This is a genomic window from Staphylococcus sp. ZWU0021, assembly GCF_000798895.1.
GTDB lineage: Bacteria > Bacillota > Bacilli > Staphylococcales > Staphylococcaceae > Staphylococcus > Staphylococcus saprophyticus.
Genome location: NZ_JTLN01000008.1, coordinates 40,717 through 64,438, shown reverse-complemented (window position 1 = coordinate 64,438; position 23,722 = coordinate 40,717). Strand labels below are relative to the sequence as shown.

Below are 23,722 nucleotides of genomic sequence, written 5' to 3'. Positions count from 1 at the left end.
AGTCACCTACTGCCAAATTGAAAACGAGCCTGAGACATCTATTTATGTCCCAGGCTCGCCTTTTTAACTAATCGAACGTAATGGTTTGTGGTGCGTCTAATTTTTTATCGTTCATAATTTTTATGGATTTTGGTATTACTTTAATTACACACAAGTTTGGATCATCCTTAGAGTCAAAAAAGGACTTATCTTGTTTGTTCCAAATCCAATCAATAGTCTCTTGATCTTTCAGTATTTCAACATTAGCATCAATTTCTAGAAAACTACGATTATTCGTTTCATCGTAACCTATAAGTACATGAGCTTTGGGATTATCTTTAAATTCAGCAATTTTTTTAGACTCAATGCTTGTCTTAGTATAAAGTGTGTGTCCATCATTATAAAATACCATGTATCTACTATTAGGTGTATTGTTATGTGCAGTAGATAGGACACCTATTTTTGATGTATTTAATATATTTTCAATTTCATTTTGTAATTGTTCGTTATTCATAATTTAATCACCTCTGATAATAATATACCCTGAAGTTGCCTATAATATGTAAGGTATTAAAATTTATTTTATTTTTTAGTGAATTATAAAAAAGTTAAAACGGGTATATGATTGAAAACACAATCTTAAGTTAAAGGACAATTATAAAGTGAATTTGTATGAAACAAGCTGGGAGGCAATAAAATGCATTTAGGAGTCATACTTAACAGAGTTTTTAGAACGAAAGATAATCCACTTTTTCAATATATAGTGAAGCATCAAAATGAGATAAATAAATTGTATTTTATCTTACCTTTAGAAGATTTAACTGACGCATCAGAAGTAAAACGTGACTATTACTATAAAGTTGTAAAAGGATTTGTAAATGCTTTAGATAAGCATGATATACAACCTTATATTGTCACATACGAAAAGCTAGGTGAATTAGCAGAAACATTGGCGTTATCTCACGTATTAGTAGCAAAAGATATTATGAGTTATCACAAAGAAATATATGACTATCCTCATGTAAAAAAGGCTTTTGAAAATCACCAAGTTACAGTAATTGGACAGCGCGTGAATCATTATTTTGAGCCAACAAAGACTTTTAATAAACAGCAACAGCCTTATAAAGTATTTACTAGTTTTTATAAAGCAAATCGTCAGGACTTAGTACACACCCCTAAAAAAAGTTATCAATTTAAGCAGTTGTCTCAAATTGCGGAAAAGGGTTCAAATCAAAGTGACTTAAAATTTGAAAATAATAAAGATATAGAAAAGTTAGCGCGTAAAGCTTGGGATGATTTTTTAAATGGTGACATAGCTCATTATGATAAATTGACTGACGATGTGTCGCAGGATTTTGTAAGTGGATTAGGTAAATATTTAGCATATGGACTACTCGATATTCGTGAAATTATAAATGATTTACTTGAAGATTATGAGAGCGATGAAAAAAATTATGAAGCTTTTATAAGAGAGGTTCTATTCCGTGAATTTTATTATGTGTTAATGACACAGTATCCAGAAACGGCAACTAAATCTTTTTCTGAAAAATATCGAAACATGCAATGGTCGTATAATAAAACACATTTTGAAGTATGGAAAAAAGGTCAAACTGGTTACCCAATCGTTGATGCTGCAATGAAGATGCTGAATCGTACAGGATATATGCATAATCGCTTACGAATGGTCGTATCACAATTTTTAACGAAAAATTTATTTATTGATTGGACTTGGGGGGAGGAGTACTTTAGACAGTATTTGATAGATTATGATAATGCATCTAATGTACATGGATGGCAGTGGTCAGCATCAACTGGAACAGATGCAGTGCCTTATTTCAGAATGTTTAATCCTATACGTCAAAGTGAGCGTTTTGATGCGCAAGGGTATTTTATTAAAACACAGCTAGAAATATTTAATGATGTGAGCAGTAAATACATTCATGATCCAACTAAATATAAAGACAAGTTACAAGAAATTTATCATATTGAAATTGGAAAAGATTATCCACAGACTATCGTGAATCATAAAAATAGTAGAGATTATGTTATGGATAAATTTAAGAAATTTTGACATATCATCCAATAAAAAGGAGTGATTCATTTGTTGAAAAATGAAATACATCGTATTTATTTAGAAAAAAATAATAATGAGGTAACTATTAATAGATTTAATGCGACATATCACTATACTATATTAGAACAAATTAATGATTTGCCACAATATGGTTATGCAGTTTTAAACCATTTATATGCTAATCCTGGTTTAGAGGCAGACTTCGAGCGTGTGTTCTTAAATAGAGATAAACATCTAGAGAATACTGAAGGGTTTGAAAATCTATTATTTCTAAAGCCACATAGTACACATGAACATCATGTTATCATTACGTTTTGGCAAGACGAAGCAGCTTACAAACATTGGCAAGAGTCTCAGGAATATAAAGCATCCCATAAAAATAGAGGAACCAAGCAAGGTGCTGATAAATCTATTGTAAACAGAAACCTATCATTTAATATTAGTTTAGAATTTAAATAACATAATTTTTGAATTAAATGATATTTCTGCAAACATATAGGCGAGTTATTTAAATACTAACTTGCCTATTTTTTAAGCGATATAAAAATTTTAGCAAAATCACTGTTAAGGGGAAGCGTATCATAAGTGATGCGGTTTTTTCAGCCGCTTCATAAAGGGATTTTGAATGTATCGGAACGTATGAGGTTTATGAGAATTGCTGTTATGTTTTTGTGAAGCGTATCACAAGCGTGAGTTTTGTTGTTTTTCGTTATAAGAAAGTAAAAAGAAATAAGAGCAGAAATTCATTCTTAAAATGAATTTCTGCTCTTATTTTTCTAATTTTCCAATATATATCTGTAAATTTCATCTTTTACAGGTGTTTCCATAGACAATGTCATTGTTACAATGTTGTCTTTGTTTTCATTTGGCATTGTTGATTGTTCTGCGGTCCCTTCTATGTAGTGTGCTTTTCCCAGGAAATAAAATTCTTTACCATCAGCAACATCTTCTTTTTTTACAAAGACATACATATCTATATTATTTTTTTGATGTGCTAATATTTTTTGTACTTCTGGCGAATCTAATTTTCTATTTGATTTTGTAAACCATTTGAGTTCATCGGGACTTAGGAATTCGTCTTCATATTTTGTGTTGTCACTGATATTATCATCTTTATGATATGTTATGAAGATTGGTAATGTGTTATTACCGAATTTATATCCATTGATTACTCCAGATTCGTCTGATTTCCAATTTAGTAATTTAACGAAGTCTTTTCTTGTATATTTGTTATAAAGTAGTAAATCATTTTGATTTTTTTGATGTGTTTTATTATTATATTGCGCTAATTCTATTATATCTTCGACATATTTTTTGAAGAGTAATTTTTCAAGTGATGCAGAAAAAGATTTCGTTAAAGTTATTTCATCATTTGAAATATTGATAATAGGTTTGCCATAGGTTTTATTAATACTGTCACTAAAAAAACTATAGTCTAATATTTTTAAAGTTGTTTGAACGTCTTCAAAGGTAACCTTTGGATCTACATTTTGAACAATTTTCAGTAATTCATTTATCTTATGCGGTCTTTCAATTATTGCTTTTAAAATAGTATGATCTACATTTTTTAAACCTGGTGCAATTTCTCTTGATAAAAATGTTAAATTAAGGTTTTCGTTTTTATTTAATTGTTCTTCTATTTTCTTGGTTCTAACAAGAAAATCATTATAGTTTTTATATGCGCTGTCGTTTGAATATATAACACTTGGGTCTATGGAATTCTGTCTAATAAAGTCCATAAGTAGAGGCATTCTACCGATTCTTTCTGCAAGTTCGTTATATGCTTGTTTAATATGAGAAGCAGCACTTAGTTTAACTTGTTTAAGCGAATCGTATATTTTCTTCTTAGCGACTTCTTCAAAGTTGATTGTTGATACACCCATTAATGCTGAGTTACTTGTTAAAAATCTTCTATAATTATCTTTATTTTGAGATTGATCGCCTGATAATGCTATTGGGATAAGATAGTTCTTATCGTAGTTACCTATAAAATCTATAACTGTTAAATATTCTTTGTTTTCACTTTTTCTAAGTCCTCTACCAAGCTGTTGAATAAAGATAATACTTGATTCAGTTTCTCTTAACATGACAATTTGATTTACAGGTGCGATATCTATACCTTCATTAAATAAATTAACAGTTATAATATAATTGATCTCTCCAGATTTGAGTTGTTCTATTACTCTTTGTCTTTTTTCTGAATTATCTTCACCGGTCAGTGCAACAGAAGGCACATTTTGTGATGTTAGTTTATTAGCTAAATACTTAGCCTCGTCTTTCCTGCTAACAAATATAATTCCTTTTAATTCTTCACCAGAATAACCATAGTATTGCGTTTTTTCTAATATATGTCTAATTCTTTCATCAGAAGTTAAATCAGTTAAGCTACTAAAGTCATCCTTTGATGTTCCTTCGTGAATATAGTCAGTAACACCAAAATAATGGAAAGGACATAGTAATTCACTTTCAAGTGCTTTTTGTAATCGGATTTCATAAGCAATATTGTATTCAAACATTTCAAATATATTTAGGTCATCTGTTCTTTCTGGTGTAGCAGTCATTCCAAGAACAAAATGAGGTGTAAAATAATTGAAAACTTTCTGATATGATTTTGCTGCAGAACGATGTGCTTCATCGAATACAATATAATCAAAATGATTCTGATCAAACTGAGTGTATATATCTTCTTTAGATAAAGTTTGAATGGTAGCAAATAAATATTTAGCATCAGTTTCTTTATGCTTACCTGTTAATAATCCAAATTCTTCATCTTTAGAAAAAGGTAATACTTTTTTGAATTCTTCAATTGCTTTTTGTAAAATTTCTTCATTATGAACGATAAATAGAAATTTATTTGGATTAAAATTTCTTACATCCAATGCACACAAGATTGTCTTACCAGTACCAGTTGCAGATATAATCAATGACTTATCCTTTCCACACTTTCTAAGCTCGCCTAATGAATGTAAAGCTTCGTTTTGCATAATGTTTGGTTCAATTTTTGCAGCCTGTTCAATGTGATTTTGAATAACGCTTTGTTTCTCTATGGTGTGTAGGGTATTTTTTAAGGATCTATCATTATATATAAGTTCATAATCATTTATCCAAGCATCTGAAAGAGGTATGCTTTTGCACCATAATTCATCAAATTGAGCTTTTATATTATAAACAAGATCACCATTCTTTTGTGTGGATAGTAAGATATTGTGTTCATAGTTTATCTTTAATGCATTAGAAGTTAAATTAGAACTTCCTACTATCATTGAAGCATAATGTTCATGATCAAATACATAACCCTTAGCGTGAAATCCATCAACATCGGTTAATCTAACATCAACATTTTTAAGTTTTAATAACTCTTTATACATTTTAGGCGTGTTAAAACCTAAATAATTAGAAGTAATAATCTTTCCATGAATACCTTTTTGATTCAAATCATACAGGTGGGATTTTAAGCTAGCTAACCCACTTTCAGTAATAAAGGCTACTGAAATCGTAAATGATTTGCATTTATATAGTTCATCAATAATTGTTGAAAGTACATTCTCATCTTTATTATTAATCAATAACTTAGGCATGAAATTACCTTTATGAGAGATTGTACGATCGATAAATCCTTTGTGAAGCGACTGATTAAAATCTTCTAATAAATTATCCAATGTTATTCCCCATCTACAATAATTTTTACAGCTGGTATGTCTGCTGGTGCCCATTCTAATGTTTCTAATTCATTAATATTTAACCATTTAATACTTTTATGTTCAGTTAATTTAGGCATTTTTTCTTTTAAATTACATTTATATGTATGAAGATTAATAATCCCAAAATCATACTCATAAGAAGTTGAAGTAATTTTATTACCAACTTCAAGATCACATAACATTTCTTCGTTTATTTCACGTTTTAATGCATCAACATCAGATTCATTTTTTTCAACTTTACCCCCAGGAAATTCCCACATAAGAGGTAAACTCATATTCTCATTTCTTTGTGCACAAAGGACTTTATTATCAGAAAAAATAACAGCACCAACAACTTCGATTTGTTTTTTCAAAATATTACCCCCAAAAATTGTGTTTATTTTATATTTTAACAAAATATCACATCAAAGGTAATAAAACATAAATTTAAGGTCTAATGAAGAGAGTTTTTCAAAAATAAAATATCAGATCAAAAATCTTTAGATAAAATAGAATTTTCTTATTAGAATTAACAAAATTTTATGAAGAGAAAAATGTCTTTTAGATTATCAAGGAAATTTAAGTTTTTATACTAAATATTTAAAAAGTAGATAAACTTATCACAAAATTGATAAAATAGTAATTGATAGAAGATAATTCAATAGGTGATGCAAATGGGGAACTTGTTAAAGATAGAAAACTTGCAATATTCATTAGAAAATCTTAATGATTCAGTTCGAAAATGGAAAGCTTCATCATATGGTAAGTATTTATTGAGATATCCAACGGTTTATATAATAAACGATAAAAAGCGTGGAAGTGATTTTGAAGTATATGTTGGGGAAACTGCAGATATTAGAAATAGAACTAGACAGCATCTTAATGTAGATAGAAAAATGAAAACATTTTGGGAAGATTTTTCTGAATCAAATAGTTCATCAATGTATGTTATAGGTCATGAATTATTCAATAAGTCATTGACCTTAGATATTGAAAATAGATTAATGCAGTATTTATTAAGTGTAGATAATATTTCTAGGGTTCATAATAGTAGAACAAACCAACAAAATGAATACTTTACTTCTGATAAATTAGATGAGATATTTTCTGATATTTGGAAATCACTAAATAAGAAAAATAAATCTTTATTTCCAATTGAAAGCATAATTAAAGATTCAGCAATATTTAAAGCTTCTCCTTTTCATAAACTAACTCAAGAGCAAATAAATGCAAAAGAAGAGATATTAGATAAAATAAAGGAAGCAGTTATTCTAGATGAAAAAGGACAATTGATAATTGTTGAAGGAGAAGCTGGATCGGGAAAAACTGTTTTGATGAGTACGTTACTTTATGAAATAGGGAAGTACAATTTAGATTTAGATAAAAATCTAGATATTCATTTATTAGTAAACCACAATGAGCATGTATCAATCTATAATCAAATAGTTACTAAATTAGGTCTTTCTACTAAATCTAATAATATTGTCAGTAAACCTACTAGTTTTATTAATAATCATTCATCAAACGAAAAAGTAGACGTTGTAATTGTAGATGAAGCACATTTACTTTTAACTCAAGGTAAACAGAGTTATCAAGGTGAAAACCATTTAAATGATTTGTTAGAAAGAGCTAAAGTTGTAGTTATTGTTTTTGATTTAAAACAAGTACTAACAACTGAACAAATATGGGAAGTAGATAAGTTGAATTACCATTTTGATTCAGCAAAAAATAAGAATAATCATATCATATTAAGAAATCAAATGCGTATAAATAGTGACGAAACAACAATTGAATGGATAAGAAATTTGGTTGATAATCAAAAAGTACAAAATATTCCTTATGATAAAAAAGGATATGAAATTAAGGTTTTTGACAATCCAAATGAGTTAGAACAATCTATAAAAGACAAGGCACAAAATACTGATAGTGGTATATCTAGAATGCTTGCTACTTTTGACTGGCAATATAAGACCAAACCTCCTGAAAATGAGGATTATTGGAGAGTGAAGGTCGGTAATTGGTCAATGCCATGGAATTATCAGTTTAAAGTAAGTAAAGAACAATCCAAATTACCATGGGTTGAACAAGAGCAATCAATAGATGAGATAGGATCAACATATACCATTCAAGGTTTAGATTTAAACTTCGCAGGAGTAATAATTGGACCTTCTGTAAAATATAGAAATGGTAAAATAGTTTTTGATGAACAGAGTAGTGCTAATAAAAAAGCTACACGTCGAAGAACCTTAGAAGATGGTTCAAAGCAGTATTTCTCAGAAACACTATTAAAAAATGAATTAAATGTTTTGTTAACACGTGGTGTAAATGGATTATATATTTATGCAGTAGATAATCAATTAAGAGAAGCACTTAAAAAAGCATCAAAAGGTGATAAAAATGAATGAAATAAAAGAATTACTAAAAGAAATCAATCAATTTAGAGACGAGCGTAACTGGAGACAATTTCACAATGAAAAAGATTTATCTTTATCGATAAGTTTAGAAGCAGCTGAACTACTTGAATTATTCCAATGGAAATCATCTGAAGAAGTAGTAGATACTAAACAAGAGAGATTAGCAGAAGAACTAGCAGATGTATTAATCTATAGTTATATGTTAGCGGATAATCTAGACTTTGATATTAATGAAATCATCCGTAAGAAATTAGTAAAAAATGCTGAAAAGTATCCACTAGACAAAAGTAAAGATAATAATACTAAATACAAAGATTTATAATTAAGTGGAACATCAGTTCAAAAGTAATTCGTGAAAGGGAATTTGAATTATTAGCTAATGATTGGCATGAAGCAATTAAAGATGACCAGGTAGAACCTAGTTCAATTGTGATATCTTCATTTTCATCAGTGTAAAAACAAATAAAATATTTAGTGAAATCCAAATTGCCTATTAATGTTAATAGTAAGAAAATAAATATGTAGGTGTATAAATCTATAGGGACTGTTCATACTTTTCAAGGATAAAAAGACAAAATGTTTACTTTGTAGTAGGTATTGGCAACAATTAAAATAGTGCTGTGAACTGTGGTCGTGTGAGAAACTTAACTAATTAGATGTAGCCGTTACAAGAATTGAAAACAGAATACTTTTATCAGTTAATAGATTCGATCAGTTCATCGAATTAACCTAAAAGAAGCCCTTCACAAGTATGAAGGGCTTCTTTAGATTAATATAATATATGTTTTTCTTTTTTAATCAGTTCTATAAAATCTGTCGCTGCAAATATGTGTTCTTCATCTTCACCATGTTTGCGAATAGAAAGGGTATTGTCTCTTACTTCATTATCTCCAATGACAATAGTATAGGGCACTTTCTTAATTTGAGATTGTCTAATTTTGTAACCCATTTTTTCATCACTGCTATCCTAGGTAATTAAAATACAGTTAGACTTTAACTGCATTTTAATTTGGTCTTCATAAGCTAAATATAATCTTTTGTTTATTGGTCTAATATTAACTTTTTGGGTGCTAACAATAATGGTAAATTGTCTGGAAAGAAATAATAGTAAGATTAAATTTTACGTATATATATAAGTTCTTTATAAAAAAACTAGTAATAATGAAAATAAAAAGTATATGAAGTGAAAAAATCACTTTAATATGTGTAGAAATATATTGCGCGGTGTATTATTATAAATATATGGTTTAAAATGTTTTATAAAAGAAAAAAATAGTTTTTTTATCTTTGAAAAAGGGGGGTGTAGATCATATTTAATTTTCCTGATTATTTCGATTTGGATGAGGTTAAAAAGCACAGTTACTATATGTCTAAATACTTTAATGATAAGGTAATGGACAATATGAGAGAGTTATATAAACAAGACAAAAAAAGATTGAATCAATTTCGTAAAGAATTACATATTAGAGGTATTGGATTTAAGGAAGAATTACAAAATAATTTTCTCAAAGGTATAGATTATAATGTGTATCCTTATATTAGCATTAGTGATAATAAAGATAGATATAAGTCTTTTCCTTTCGAACTATTTGGATTAACACAAATAGTGGCTGATTTAAAAATAAATTCAGATAAATTTTTTAGTTATGTACCAGTTAATGGTTTTGATAAATTTATAATACCCGAACGAAAAGAGTTATTTATATCAAAACTAAAAGAATATGGTTTTGATGTAATATATAAGCAAGAGAATATTATTGAAAAAAGATCACATAATGATCTAGATATATCTAATTATGTTCCTGATAAATTATTTTCACACTTCATTAAATATTGTGACAAGAATGACTATACTATTAATGAAATCGATGAGGCTTTAGTAGAATACAAAAATGCAAAAGGAACTAGAAAAAAAACATGGGAAAAGATATACCAATACTGTGTTGAAAATGAATTAATAAGAAATAAAAGTATCTCAAAATACAACTTTCATAATAAAGAAATAGATGCACTATTAAGTAGGTATAATAAAAGTTACTTGGAGTTTATGGATGTGTATTTTAGTGAAGACAATTTATTATCAAAAAGGCCATATTTATATGGACAAAGTGTAATATGGGAGATTTTTGAAAATAACAATGTTCAACATGAACATTATTTATTAAATCTTAATTCTAAATTGACAGAATTGAAAAACCATGTTAATTATGTATTTATTAAGGATATGACTATTTCTGACATTATAAATTTTTATGAGTTATCATATATATTTTTAAATGAAACAAGATTAGTAAAAGAATTAGGAACAGAATTTTATGATAAAGCAATTGTAGAAATACTTTTGGATTTTATAGAGAAATTACCTGATTTTACAAAAATTAAAGATGAGATTTTAAAAACAATATCTGAAAAAGAATTTAAAGTACTCAGAGATAGAAATAAAGGTAAAACCTTAGAAGAAATAGCTAAGGAAATTCAAGTTACGAGAGAAAGAGTAAGACAAATTGAAGCAAAAGCTAAACGTAATCTGAAAGAATCAAGTGAACTAAAAAAAATGATAAAGTTCATTCTATTTAAATTTAGAAAGAAATCTATCATCCAATTAGCTCAAATTATAAAATATTTAAGTATAGAATTAGAATATAACTTTATAATTGCTATTTTACTAGAAGAAAATTCTAAATATTTAGTAAACAATGAATATATGCTTTTGATTTCACATAAATTATATAGAAATATAAAAGATGAAATAGAATGGTATGTTGCAAATGGTAGTTTGGTGATACCTTTAAATGAATTAGAATATATATATGAAGAAAACATGGAATTCGCTACAAAATGGTTGAATGAATTTAATTATAAATTAGTAAATAATAATTTTGTTCAGTCTAATATAACAATTGTAGCGGCATTAGAGTATGTTATGTATTTGAACAAAGATAAAATATTTATAAATAATGATGAAGGATATCAAATTTTGAAGCATAAAGTCGAGACTTTATTTGATAAAGAAATTAATTCTAATCCAAGAGCATTATTCTCAAGAGTAGCAGATGCTAAAAATGTCATTTTAATAGACAGAAATGCTTATAAATATGAAAATTTTGAAGATATTGATGGAGAATTTTTAGTTGAAATTAAACAACTTGTAAATGAAGAACTTACACAAGGTCAGTATGCAGATCCTAGATTAATTTATAAGAATCATTCAAAATTAATGCAAGAGAACAATATCTATTCTTATTCACACTTGTATTCTATAATCAAAAATTTTTATTCAGAAGACTTTAAAGTTGGACATCAAAACACACTATATATTTATCCGAAGGAATCAAACAATTTAACTGTTGAAGACATATTAACTAAGTATTTGGATGAATGTCCAATTGTTTCGATTGATAAAGTATTAAAAGATTTAAAATGGAAACGAATTAAGTTAGAACAAATGATTCCAAGACTCACCAACGTAATACTTAATGGTAATCAAGAAATCATTTTGATTAAAGGTATAGAAGAAGAAGAAGATTACGATGTGCTGTATAATTTAGTGAATAATGAAGTAGCAAAGGGCTATCTAATCACAGCAGACTTGTATATTATGGTTGCTTTTGATGAAAAGTTATCTGTATTGATAAATAAATATAATATTAAAGATCTTCATAGTTTTGCGCAATTTGTAAAATCTAAATTTATGTATATGATGGGGCATTCACAATTTTTATATAGTAAATATACAGAGTATAGAAATATAGAAGATATAATAGTATCTAAATTGCCTCAAATGATTACCACAAAAGAATTGCGGAATTTTGTTGTTGAAAAAGGATATTCAGAACAAAGGTATTATAAAATGAAAAACATATTAGTCGATGAAAATAAAATAATCCCATATAACAATGATATTTTTCTGAATCTTGAAAAATTTAACCTTTCGTCAAATATAGAAAATAATTTATTGGAGATATTAAAAGTTAAATTAGACGAAAATATATATTTAACTAAGAATCAGCTTCAAAAAATAAATGTTGAGATTAATGAGTCGCTTATGGCAACACCTGAAATAATAGCGCATATTGCAAAAGTAAATGGTTATCATTTACTTGAGGCATATTATGGTTCTACTTATGAATTACCTATTATAACTAACAAATTCAAATCTTATTCCGAACTTGTTTACACAATTATAAAAAAAGACTTTAAAGGGATATATAGTGAAGAAAAATTATTATCCTTTTTAAAATTAAGAGGATTAGTAACTGAAAATTCAGATCAAATATATTTCACAATTAAAGAAAGTGACTATTTCACTTTTGACAATGTAGGTTTTTTTAACTTAAATGAAAGAGGTGTGTAAATGCTCGATAGTTTAACGTTCAAATTACAATATAGGTCAAGTCACGATAACTTGTTTGAACATTTTTATAAACCTTGTTTAAATAAGGCAGTTAAGTATGATAGGGCATCAGGATATTTCACAAGTGAGAGTTTGAAATTATTAGCTGAAGGTTTAGACGTTTTTCTATTGAATGGTGGACAAATTAGAATTGTAGCTAATCCTAATTTATCACAAAAAGATATTGAAGCCATTGAAAAAGGGCATGCTGCTCGTGAGAGTGTGATTGAAAGACATCTATTAAAAGAAATTGAATTAAGTTATAAAACAATTGAAGATGATACACTCAATGTTTTATCTTGGTTAATTTATAGAGGACAATTAGATATTAAAATTGCTTTTGCTACTAATGGTTCAATATATCACGAAAAATTTGGAATTTTCACTGATCAAAATAATAATTCAATTGCATTTTCAGGTTCTGCTAATGAAACATATAATGGATTAAGTCAAAATTTTGAAAAAATTGATGTTTATTCAAATGAGCAAGATAAACATAGAATTGATAATGCAATAGTTGATTTTGAAAAGTTATGGTCAAATGAAACTAATGAATTAAAAGTAATAAATTTACCAGAAACTATAAGAAAAAAAATGATTGAATATAAATCTTCGGAACCACCACTTGCCTTAAAAAATAAAAAATTAGAAGCAAATGAAAGAAAAATTGAACCTAGAAAATATCAAAAAGAAGCAATCAATAGTTGGGAAACAGCTGGATACAAAGGGATATTAGAAATGGCTACAGGAACAGGTAAAACGATAACTAGTCTATTAGCTGCAAAATCTTATAATGAAACAGTGAAAACTTGTGTGACTGTTATAGTAGTACCATTTCAGCATTTAGTGAACCAATGGGAAAAAGATATAAATTTTATTTTAAGAACAGATGTAGTTAAATGTATGGGTTCTCAATCTTCGTGGATAAACAAAACTAAAGAAATGGTTCAAGAGTATAATTTAGGACTTATTGATCAATTTACAGTTGTGACGACTTATAAAACTGCAACGTCAGCTCATTTTAAAAACCTGTTTAGAAAATTGAACGATTCGGCAATGCTAATTACAGATGAATGTCATTACATAACTTTTAAAGGATTCAAAGATTTTCCATTTGAAAAATTCGATGCTCGATTAGGTCTGTCAGCGACGCCAGATCGTTGGTGGGATGAAGAAGGGACCGCATATATGAAAAAATCAGTTGGAGAAGTAGTCTATGAATATACTTTAGATCAAGCTATTAGTAATGAAAAATTAACGAAATATGATTATTATCCACATCTTGTCGAATTTACAGAATCAGAAATGCAAGAATATAATAAAATTACGCAACAAATTATTAATAATTTAAATAAAGATGATGCTGACACCAAAGAAAAATTAGAGATTTTATTTAGAAAAAGATCTAATTTAATCAATAAGGCTAGTAATAAGATAAATGCTTTCTTGCAAGATTTTAAAGCAGAGGACCTTTCTAAAATCTCTCATACACTAGTTTATTGTGCGCCTGGGGATATAGAAATGATTGTGAAATCAATTTCAGATTTAGGTGTAAAAGTTTCTAAATTTAATTCGGATGTTAAGAATAGAGATAGAGAAAAGTTGCTAACTATGTTTGAACAAGCACAAATACAAGTTTTAGTTGCTATTAAATGTTTAGATGAGGGTGTGGATGTGCCTGCAACTAAAACAGCATATTTTTTAGCAAGTACATCTAATCCTAGAGAATTTGTACAAAGACGTGGACGAATTCTTCGAAAACATAAAGGGAAAACTTTTGCGATAATACATGATTATATTGTATTACCAATTGGATTAACTTATGATGATTTTTATAAAATTGCAGTAAAGGAATTACCTAGATTTTCTGAATTTAATGATAGTGCGGTAAATACAACACAAAATAAATTAGAGATGAGTAAAGTATTAGAAGATTATAATTTAACCCTCTTAATGTATAAAAAACCGTGGGATGTATATAAAGAAACGAAGGAGTTGTATGATAATGACAGCATTAAATAATGAATTAAGTAAAAGATTATCAAATTTGGACGATGAGTATGAAACATTATTAAGACCATTGCTTAATGATTTAGCAAGTGCGAATACAAGTACAGAAGAAACATTAGCTAAAGATAAGTTCAAAAAACACTTGAGTGAATTTGTCAAAGAAAGAGATGAACAATAATATGAAACTTATTAAAATGGATTTAGAAAATTTCAGACAATATTATGGTAAGCAGTCTATTGAATTTGCATATCAAGGCGACCAAAATACTACTATCCTTTTTGGGGAGAACGGTAAAGGGAAAACAGGCATATACAGAGCGATTATGTTTGTGTTATTTGGTTCAAAGAAAATATCTCAAGATGCAGCGAATGAAAATATACATTTGACAAATTTTAAAGTTATTGATGATACTTCGGGGCCAGCTCAGTCTTCTGTTACATTAAAATTTGAGCATGAAAATAATGTGTATGAAATCAAAAGAGTGATGAGAGCTATAAAAATATCTTCAAATTCAATTCAAGAACAAGAAGGGGATGTAAGTCTCCTTGAGATTGATGCAAAAACTGGGAACGTCAAAGCGAATGCTTTATCTGACAAACAAGAAATTAATATAAAAATAAATAAAATTATTAATGAAGATATTAAAGATTTCTTTTTATTTGACGCTGAAAAAATAGATACTATAGCAAAAGCAGATTCTAACGTGAGAAAAGAAGTTAAAAATGCAATATTTAGTTTGCTACAATTAGATAAAATTGAAACTGCTAAATCATTTGTGAAGGATATTAGTAAAGTTGTTCGTCATCGCTTGTCAGAAGGTATGAAAGATGGTAACGCGAACCAAATATCAAAGAAAATGAGTGATATTGATATAGAGACGGAAGAAATCAAAAGCATACTAGTTAAAATAGATGAAGATAAACAAGTAATGGATGAAATGATCGCAAAGCATTCATTAACACTAGAAAAAAACAAACATATTGTTGAGACAAAAAATAGAATTAAAGAAAAAGAAGATCAAATAGAATTATTGCAAAATCAATTAGAGAATAATAAGACACAACTGAGTCGCAGTTTATTTGAGGTTGGTCCATCTTTATTATTGGAGGGCTTCCTAGATGAAAACAAAAATTATTTTGATAATTTTTTAGGTGATAATAAAGTAAGCATACCAAAAGAAATTTTGAACTTATCATTATTAAACGATAAGTGTATCGTTTGTGATAATGATTTAAAAGAACATGAACAAAACAAGAAATACATTGAGTCTTTACTAGAAACATATAAACACTCTGAATCATATGAACTAGCAAGAAATTTATTAAAAGAAGCAAAAGATAGTTTAGATGAGCATAAAAAAAGTGAACAAGATTTTAATAGTAATTTAAAGAGTTATAAAACTTTGAGTAACCAAATTTCAAAAGAAGTAGATTCTATTAAAGACTTTAAAGATGATATTGCTAATTCAGCTAAAAATTCTGTCGATTTAGCAGATATTCAAAGTATGATAGAACAAGAGGAAGCGAAAAAGGAAAATGCTATTAGAGAAATCGCACTTAAAGAAAATAAACTTGAAGAATTAGACGTGCAAAAAGAAGAACTTGAAAAGCAATATCAAGAACTTTTGAAAAAGGAAAGTAGAAATGAATTTGATCAATCACAGTTACAAATGTTGGTAACACTTGAACATGAATTAAAAGATATTTCAAAAACATTTAGCGAAGATGTAAGAAGTTTACTAGGTAAATATACATCTGATATTTTCAAAAAGTTAATAGATAAAAAAGATATCGAGGTTATTAATAATGTTGAAATAGATGCACATTTCCAAATTGTTGCCTTTAATAATAATGGATATAAAATAACTCAAGATATTTCACAAGGACAAAGACAGATACTCTCCCTTTCTTTTATAACTGCATTAGCTAAATTAGCAGTTAGAGAAGATTCTGTTGATAAAATTGACTACCCACTATTTATGGATTCTCCATTTAATAGATTGAGTGGAATGAACAGAGATAATTTAATTGAAAAGATACCAAATTTAACAGCACAGTGGATACTACTTGTTACAGATACTGAATTAACTCCGAGTGAAGAAAAAGTGTTTAAATCGACAAATCGTTTAGGGCGATGGTATAGAATAAATCAATTAGACATACATCACTCTGAAATTGAAGCTGTAGATTTAAATGAAACAATGTCTACTAGAGGAGGGCTTTAAATGGGTATATTAAAAGATAATCAAATGATATTTTTTACCGACAGTAAATATAATGATGTTTTTGATACTTTTAACAAAAAAGAATCAAAAAACAAAATAGAAATTAAGCAACTATATATACTGGCTGCAGCAGTAGGATTTAAAAATTCAAAACGTGTTCAAATTGAAAATAAAGGTAAAGAAACAAGAACTAGTTATTTATCATATAAAGAAGAAGCATTATTACTTAATATGGTTTTTGCTGATAGTGAAATAGATAATAATATTGATGAAATTGTAAATTTAAATAATAAAATGAAAATTAAAAATATAATCGATGAATATGCAAATGGAGGATTAGAACTAATTGTTGAAAGTGGATTATCTCATAGATGGAATGGCGAGTTTCTTAACAATGAAGATGGAAATTTAACATTTGATTTATCAAAGTATATACTTTCTGAAGTTCAAAATATACCATTTTAATCAATGTGGATTTTAAATGTTTAAATTTAAAACAAAGCATTTTCGACAATAAATCGCAATGGTTATTGTGTATCTGTTAGTTATTTTTACATTAGTATATATAAAGAATAAGAACTATCAGTTTCAAAAAAATAATTTATATGCCCATAATATATTAATTTTGATAAAAATTACGATATACTGTACTAGTTATCTGCGAAGAAATGGGAAAAGAATAAACATTAAAAATCAAAGACATAGAACTGCTAAAATACAACCTCCCCTATTCAATAATGATTAGGGGGATTGTTGTATTTATTGAATTTATAGTTATTAAATTTGTTGCTTGGCGCTATTAAAATATTGAAACATCTCATACCAGGATGTTTCAATATTTTAATTTAATCCAAAAAGTCCACTGCGTCCTAATATATAGATATCTGGTCCAGCTTTTTGAATCTTTTCAAATGTATTTTTATTCTATGACCCATCCATTTCAATAAGATAATTGTAGTTATTATTATCTCTAAGAATACGTAACGCTCGTATTTTTTCTAATGTATTATCAATGAATTTTTCACCTGCAAAACCTGGATCAACAGTCATAATCGTTATTTTATCGACTAAATCTATATAGGGCATGATGATATCAATTTTAGTTTCTGGATTTAATACTACTCCAAATTTTAAATCTGCGTTGTGCACTTGATTGATTAAACGATAAGCAATGCCGTTCATAACTTCTGCGTGTACACATATAAATTCACTTTTAATTTTTATTAACTGATCTATCCATTGCGTTGGATGCGTGACCATTAAATGTGTAGAAATTGGTACGGAAGAAATTTTTTAACTTGTTCAATAAACCATGGTGACAACGTAATGTTTGGAACATAGTGTCCGTCCATAATATCTATATGATACGAATCTACATGTTGATCTAAGAAAGTGATTTGTTCTTTAAATTTATCTAAATCCATCGTCATTAATGACGGCGAAAATTGTGCTTTAACCATAAATGTCCCTCCTCAAGAAATTTTTAGTTCATTTAAATCTATATCGTCTTCTTCTGTTTCTTCTTATATATCATTGGATTCATCGATCGGTTTTTTTAGAATAGTGAGTACTAATGCAGTAACAATTACGGTATGGAGATATTGCATTCGCACATGAACTAAACTCAATATTTAAAAATACGAAAATTAAATTAACATATGAGGCAAAATTTGAAGATTGGTTGACGTCACATGCTGCTTCAATTTTACCAATCAACATGCTTTTTATTCTAAAACAAAGTAAAAAACATCACACGGATGCTTTAATCAAAGAAACAATAGCTGCTTTTAATGAAATGTATCAATTGTTGGAACATCAAGGTCATCGTATTAGACCGAAAGCACAGACTATTATTTTTAAAAAATTTAAAGGTTTATCCTATATATTATTGAAAGTAGTTATGAACATTGGACTTATTGATCAAACACAAGGTTCATTTAAAGAGCTTGAAGCAATTTATAACGATATTAAAGTGCTAAATCAAGATACTGCCTTGACTACACGTCATCTAGATAATCTATTTGAGAAAAATAAATCTGTCAGTGAAAACAACTAAAATCACCGAAGCTAAAATGAAATGTATCCTAAGGTAACGTATGCTACTTCACTATTCTAAAACACACTCTTAGTAGTATTCGAAAATATAGCAAGTAAAAAAGGTAGTATAGAAAAATAAAGTCTAACCCTGCCAATCTATTTCAGATATTGCAGGGTTAGACTTTATTTTATATTTTTGATTACTTCTTGACGAAGTTTGCCTCTTAATTCTGCCATGGTATTAAGGTGATATTTTTTATAATCTCCTGAATCAATTCTGAAAGCATGTACTCCTAAAATTTCATTTTTGCTATTTAAAATTGATCCACCAGAAGACCCTGGTTCAGCCATCATTTGATAATAACCCATTGGATTTACATTTCGAGCCATGAGTGAATATTTACCTTTTGAATGATACATAGTACCCATTGGATCTTTTTTATATTTTCCAGTTGGTAAACCGTAATGATATAAGTGAATAGGTGTATTGGATTTGATATTTGTAATCGATTTTTCAGGAGCAATTTTACGTATCTTCATATATTTTGAAATATCTTCATTTGTATACACTAAAGCAACATCGCCATATTGTAACATTTTGACACCAGTTATTTGGAGAGAGCGCGCCACTTTTGAACCTTCTTGTAATAAGTTTATTCTTAAATTTTGTGTTGATGAAGGTGTCATCGGTTTATGTACTTGTTGATTATTGGTGACATGGTTCGCTGTTATTATTGTATGTTTGCCAATTGCAGTTCCAGTGCCATAAGTTAACGCTTTTGCTGTAGGATTCCAATTGAATACAGTTGCAATATTAGCTGCTTTTGCATTTGTATGTTCTAAAGTAACGCCTTTATTACCTGAAGCTTTCATAATTTTTAATGCATCATTGATACCAGAAGCACTGGTTGTTTGACCGAAGTCTCGAACATTATCACTACCAGGTATCTTGGATGACCATCGTTTTGGCGCTTGATTATAGTAGTTAGGGTTTGTCTGTTTTTTTTTGCTTGATTTTGGCGTAACTTTTACACTTTTAGATGCCTTTGCTTTTTTTATTTGTGTGTTTGATGGTTTGTTTTTTACAGTTGCTGATAATATTTGTGGTTTTTGAATTTTAGTTTGATTGTGTTTTGGTGATGGTTCCACTGGACTTTTCTTAAACTTCGTTACTTTACTAGAAGTTGATAGTACCTGTGGCTTCTTCGCTGTTACTTTGCTAGATTTTTGCCCGGTTTTATTAAGTTTAGTTGATTGAACTTGCGTTTTTACCTGCTTAAATTGTCTTGGTAAAGTATATATTTTTTTCTTTTCACTTTTGATTGCTTTCACATTAGTATTTGTATTATTTTTGGTTATTGTATTCGATTGTACGAGTGTTTTGTGGTTTTGTATGGGTTGTGTTATTGTTTGTAGTTTTTTAGACTTTAGTATCTGTGATGCAGGTTGTGCTTTTTGATTTACAGCTTTTTTAGAAGATGAATAAATACTATTGTTTTTAACGATATTTTTGGCAACTTGTTTCTTATTGTTATGGTCCAATAAGTTATTTTGATTAAATTTGGTATCCTTTGTTTGAATTGAATTGTTTTTAGTTAATTTATAGTTGGCTGCATGGTACTCATTAGTAGTCGTTTCAGCTGCTTGTAATTTAGTCATATGAAATGTCATTATGAATACAATTGCCATTAATAATGATATAAAGTGGTAAACATATTTATATAAACTTTTGTTCACTTAACCTGTCCCCTTACTGTTATTTGTGTAAAAAGTTAACGCTAACGTATTTATTCAATATTATATACATGTGCTATTTAGTATAGCAATATATTTTTCAAGTCAAAATAAAGAAAATTTTTAAAGTTTTAGATTCACGGTATTTTTTAATAATAAAAATAATGATATATCAGAGATTAGTAGGATGAAATATGCAAAAGAGAAATGATTTTATAGTTAAATTATTAGAAAAAGCATCGATCCAAAACGGAATGCGTGTACTGGACGTAGGTTGCGCTACGGGCGAGGTTACTCAAATTGTTGCCAATAAAGTTGGTGACCAAGGTGAAGTAATTGGTGTGGATATGAACCAAGATATGCTTCATATGGCTGAGGAAAATAATCAATTTGAGAATGTAAAATATATTAAAGGTGATATTTATAATTTGCCTAAAGACATTAGCAAGTTTGATGCAATTGTGGGTAGAAGAGTTTTGATGTATTTACCAGGTGCATATAAAGCTTTAAATGTATTGAAAGGTCATTTGAAACCTAATGGTATATTCTGTTTTCAAGAAAGTGATGCTATTAATGGCGGTGTAGGCGCAGATAATTTACCAATGCATCAAAAAGCGATTCAACTAGTATGGGAAACTGTAGAAAGTGAAGGTGGCGATATTCATATTGGCCAAAAACTTTATACATTATTTCAAAAAGTAGGCGTAGTGCCTGTAGAATTTATCGCAGAAGCAGTGATTCAAACCTCAGACGATAATGATTTGAAGTGGCTTATAGATATCATGGCTACCAGAATGAAAGAACGTCAGGTAGTTAAATCATCTTTTTCTATTGAACAATTTTTAAATGATCTAACAAATGAATCTGAAAAGCATCACAGTGCTTTTATAAGAGATATGGCATTTGGCATTTGCGGTAGGATTTGATGAATCAGCACTTTAAATGATAAATAATAGGAAAAGTTTCTAAGAAAAATTAATAGCAACAGTGAGTATATTTGAAAAGTCTTTACAATAGATGAATGATAATAAGGAGCGGGGTCATTCACTGTAACTATAGGCTTATACAAGCGTTAGGTAACTATGCGGTTTGTCTGAAGTTAGACTGAACGTAGGATAATGTGCAATAAAAAAAGCTAATTTCATACAAGGTGAAATTAGCATGTAAGTTATCATTCCATAAAGTTGATCAAACAATTTTTCGACATTAATTTCTTGTTGCGAGTAATATACAATGTTATAAATATCTTTCTTTTCAATTAGGTGATTTTTCATGCGATGAAATCCTTTCATGATGTCCAATTTTAAGCAAAAACAGTAATACAATTAATAAAATAAATGATGGTAACCAAACAAAATTTAAATTCAATATGCTTAAATAAATACATAGCGCAAGAATAGGGAGACCTAAAGCATTTCCCAGGGAATAAATGTGTTTTACGGTATGGCTCGCATAGGCTGTAACAATCATTTTTCTGAAAATAATTCTAGCACCACCAAAAGTTAAACCGAATAGTAACATTAAAACTAATTTAAATAAGAGTATATCTTCTAATACATACCATGAGATAGTGATTACAATACTGAGGATGAATAATAAATGCATCCACTTACTTGAAATAAATTTACTAAATAGTACACCAATGATAGCCATGCCTATACCTAAAACACTGTCTAATAGCGCGACTTCATGAACTTCACCGCCTTTATAAGTTGTAAGCGTAGGTAGCATAAAGTTAATCGTTCCCAATATTGGCCACATCAGCATGCTCATAAAATAATGTATTAATTTTACAGATGACTTGGGTGGAGATGATTCGTTTATAGAGGTAAGATGCATCATCTTATTTCTACTTCTAATTGCTAAGCAAAGAATTAGGTAGGCTAAACAGATAAAACGGTATAATGCAGTAATTATTAAATAATTAGTCATGATGCGCATCACTACAATCAAAAATTTTAGATGCCAGTTCATTGGCTTTATGAATATGTTTGAAAGTTTTTGTAGTCGATAATTCAGGCCAGCTAAACTGCACAAGTCCTTCACGACTGCTCCAATTTTCAGGATTGGTTACATTGTCTCCAATCCCCTTTAATAAATTTACTTTTTTTATTTCAGAATCATTGGCTATATCACGATAGTTAATATTTTGTATCTTACCTTTTTTAGCTTTCATAAAAGCGATAGCAGACGTACGTTTTGGTGTGAATATATCTGCTGATTTAACTTTATTATTAATGTACATAGAAATATGGAGTTGATAAGGGTTCATATCATAAGCATTTTCAACTAAGTCCATTATAACGTCACCACCAGGTCTAGCAGCAGCTTCTATGACATAGAGTTGGTCGCCTTTGATTTTTATTTCCACATGAGCAACGCCTCGCGTAATACCTAAAGTCTGACACGTGCGGATTGCAAGGTTTTTAATATCTTCATTTTTATATCTGTGACTTGGGACTAAATGACCCATTTCAGTAAACCATGGTCTGGGAGATAAATATTTTTCGGTAACTGTAATGACCTCATAAAAATGATGACCACACAACACTTCAACTGAAACTTCGTCATCACTATCAATAAATGTTTCAATCAGAAATTTATTTTTAGATACATGAAAGGTATCAGCATAAGTCTCCATAATTTGTTTCGATTTTCTATAGGCATCCATGCATTCTTTTTCGTTATTTGCTAAGTAAACCCCATCACTGCCTCCAAAATCCATTGGTTTTATAATTACTGGGAAAGTAAATTCTTTGATACATTCTTTCAATTCTGTTGCATCATTAAATTGTATCGACTTTGCTGTAGGAATGTTTGCTTTTTCAAATAAGGATTTCATGATGTGCTTGTTTCTGCAAGCTTTAATAACCTTTGGTTCCAGGTAAGGCAAACCGTAGTCTCGATTTAATTGATTAGCTACTTCTAATGTCCAATCATTTAAGGGGACGATGCTTTTTGGTTCGTACCCCTGAATTTGATAATATGCTATCTCTTTCTTTATCTCTTCATAGCTTAAAGGATTGGCATCAATGCAAAAATCAAAATACGCATTGTACTTATATTTTGCATTTTGAATTGCTGTTCATATTTGAAAATCACCGATTGCTTTGCCACCAGCGTAAGCACGTTCTCTTAAAAACTAATCTGCACCTAATAACAATAGATATTCTGTC

At 28.6% G+C, this 23,722-nt stretch carries 17 protein-coding genes and 2 pseudogenes; 11 read left to right on the top strand and 8 right to left on the bottom strand.

The annotated features are described in order from the left end of the window. Nucleotides 1–67 precede the first annotated feature (67 nt). Nucleotides 68–493 carry a pyridoxamine 5'-phosphate oxidase family protein gene (locus L987_RS03510; protein WP_019469199.1) on the bottom strand — a complete coding sequence of 142 codons (426 nt, stop codon included), beginning with the start codon at nt 491–493 and terminating at the stop codon, nt 68–70. A 183-nt stretch (nt 494–676) separates the two neighbouring features. Here L987_RS03510 and L987_RS03505 point away from each other — a divergent pair, with 183 nt between their 5' ends. After that, nucleotides 677–2,050, top strand: coding sequence for a cryptochrome/photolyase family protein (locus L987_RS03505; protein WP_047502986.1), 1,374 nt, complete (start codon nt 677–679; stop codon nt 2,048–2,050). Between the two features lie 30 nt (nt 2,051–2,080). Then, nucleotides 2,081–2,512, top strand: a complete 432-nt coding sequence (locus L987_RS03500) for an antibiotic biosynthesis monooxygenase family protein (protein WP_019469201.1) — start codon at nt 2,081–2,083, stop codon at nt 2,510–2,512. A gap of 317 nt (nt 2,513–2,829) precedes the next feature. Here L987_RS03500 and L987_RS03495 read toward each other — a convergent pair whose 3' ends face one another. Continuing rightward, complete coding sequence (locus tag L987_RS03495; RefSeq protein ID WP_047502984.1) at nt 2,830–5,712, bottom strand: DUF3427 domain-containing protein; 2,883 nt, start codon at nt 5,710–5,712, stop codon at nt 2,830–2,832. Nucleotides 5,713–5,714: 2 nt separating this feature from the next. Further along, a complete protein-coding gene (locus L987_RS03490) occupies nt 5,715–6,107 on the bottom strand; it encodes a (deoxy)nucleoside triphosphate pyrophosphohydrolase (protein WP_047502982.1) in 393 nt (130 codons plus the stop codon). A gap of 300 nt (nt 6,108–6,407) precedes the next feature. Here L987_RS03490 and L987_RS03485 point away from each other — a divergent pair, with 300 nt between their 5' ends. Next, nucleotides 6,408–8,138, top strand: a complete 1,731-nt coding sequence (locus L987_RS03485; RefSeq protein WP_047502980.1) for a DUF2075 domain-containing protein — start codon at nt 6,408–6,410, stop codon at nt 8,136–8,138. After that, nucleotides 8,131–8,469, top strand: a complete 339-nt coding sequence (locus L987_RS03480) for a nucleotide pyrophosphohydrolase (protein ID WP_047502978.1) — start codon at nt 8,131–8,133, stop codon at nt 8,467–8,469. The genes L987_RS03485 and L987_RS03480 overlap by 8 nt, the downstream gene beginning before the upstream one ends. A 447-nt stretch (nt 8,470–8,916) precedes the next feature. Here the strand turns inward: L987_RS03480 and L987_RS03475 are convergent. Next, a pseudogene (locus tag L987_RS03475) lies at nt 8,917–9,102 on the bottom strand (His/Gly/Thr/Pro-type tRNA ligase C-terminal domain-containing protein); the annotation flags it as partial. A 381-nt stretch (nt 9,103–9,483) separates the two neighbouring features. On the opposite strand from L987_RS03475, the gene L987_RS03470 reads away from it, so the two are divergent. Genes L987_RS03470 through L987_RS03450 form a run of 5 tightly spaced genes read left to right on the top strand, consistent with a single transcriptional unit; the run spans nt 9,484 to nt 17,240 of the window. After that, nucleotides 9,484–12,501 carry a sigma factor-like helix-turn-helix DNA-binding protein gene (locus L987_RS03470; RefSeq protein ID WP_128424698.1) on the top strand — a complete coding sequence of 1,006 codons (3,018 nt, stop codon included), beginning with the start codon at nt 9,484–9,486 and terminating at the stop codon, nt 12,499–12,501. Continuing rightward, nucleotides 12,502–14,562 carry a DEAD/DEAH box helicase family protein gene (locus L987_RS03465; protein WP_047502972.1) on the top strand — a complete coding sequence of 687 codons (2,061 nt, stop codon included), beginning with the start codon at nt 12,502–12,504 and terminating at the stop codon, nt 14,560–14,562. It begins immediately after the preceding gene. Next, nucleotides 14,546–14,728, top strand: coding sequence for a hypothetical protein (locus L987_RS03460; protein WP_047502970.1), 183 nt, complete (start codon nt 14,546–14,548; stop codon nt 14,726–14,728). The genes L987_RS03465 and L987_RS03460 overlap by 17 nt, the downstream gene beginning before the upstream one ends. Before the next feature lies 1 nt (nt 14,729). Continuing rightward, nucleotides 14,730–16,775 (top strand): AAA family ATPase, encoded by a 2,046-nt coding sequence (locus L987_RS03455; RefSeq protein ID WP_047502968.1) that lies wholly within the window; start codon nt 14,730–14,732, stop codon nt 16,773–16,775. Next, the gene (locus tag L987_RS03450; protein WP_047502966.1) at nt 16,776–17,240 is read left to right on the top strand and encodes a hypothetical protein; all 465 of its coding nucleotides are present in this window, start codon (nt 16,776–16,778) and stop codon (nt 17,238–17,240) included. A 459-nt stretch (nt 17,241–17,699) separates the two neighbouring features. Here the strand turns inward: L987_RS03450 and alsE are convergent. Then, nucleotides 17,700–18,199: pseudogene (gene alsE, locus L987_RS03445) on the bottom strand (D-allulose 6-phosphate 3-epimerase). A 257-nt stretch (nt 18,200–18,456) separates the two neighbouring features. Here alsE and L987_RS03440 point away from each other — a divergent pair. Continuing rightward, nucleotides 18,457–18,831 (top strand): hypothetical protein, encoded by a 375-nt coding sequence (locus tag L987_RS03440; protein ID WP_231558568.1) that lies wholly within the window; start codon nt 18,457–18,459, stop codon nt 18,829–18,831. Between the two features lie 164 nt (nt 18,832–18,995). Here the strand turns inward: L987_RS03440 and L987_RS03435 are convergent, their stop codons facing one another. Continuing rightward, nucleotides 18,996–20,549, bottom strand: coding sequence for a trypsin-like serine protease (locus tag L987_RS03435; protein ID WP_047502964.1), 1,554 nt, complete (start codon nt 20,547–20,549; stop codon nt 18,996–18,998). Between the two features lie 191 nt (nt 20,550–20,740). Between L987_RS03435 and L987_RS03430 the strand changes: the two genes are divergently transcribed. Continuing rightward, nucleotides 20,741–21,472 (top strand): methyltransferase domain-containing protein, encoded by a 732-nt coding sequence (locus L987_RS03430; protein WP_047502962.1) that lies wholly within the window; start codon nt 20,741–20,743, stop codon nt 21,470–21,472. Between the two features lie 328 nt (nt 21,473–21,800). Here L987_RS03430 and L987_RS03420 read toward each other — a convergent pair whose 3' ends face one another. Both L987_RS03420 and L987_RS03415 read right to left on the bottom strand, forming a co-directional pair. Further along, on the bottom strand, nt 21,801–22,478 hold the full coding sequence (locus L987_RS03420; protein WP_225791512.1) for a hypothetical protein: 678 nt from the start codon (nt 22,476–22,478) through the stop codon (nt 21,801–21,803). Then, nucleotides 22,471–23,439: an ATP-grasp domain-containing protein gene (locus L987_RS03415; protein WP_269199440.1), complete on the bottom strand. Its 969-nt coding sequence runs from the start codon at nt 23,437–23,439 to the stop codon at nt 22,471–22,473. The genes L987_RS03420 and L987_RS03415 overlap by 8 nt, the downstream gene beginning before the upstream one ends. Nucleotides 23,440–23,722: the final 283 nt, after the last annotated feature.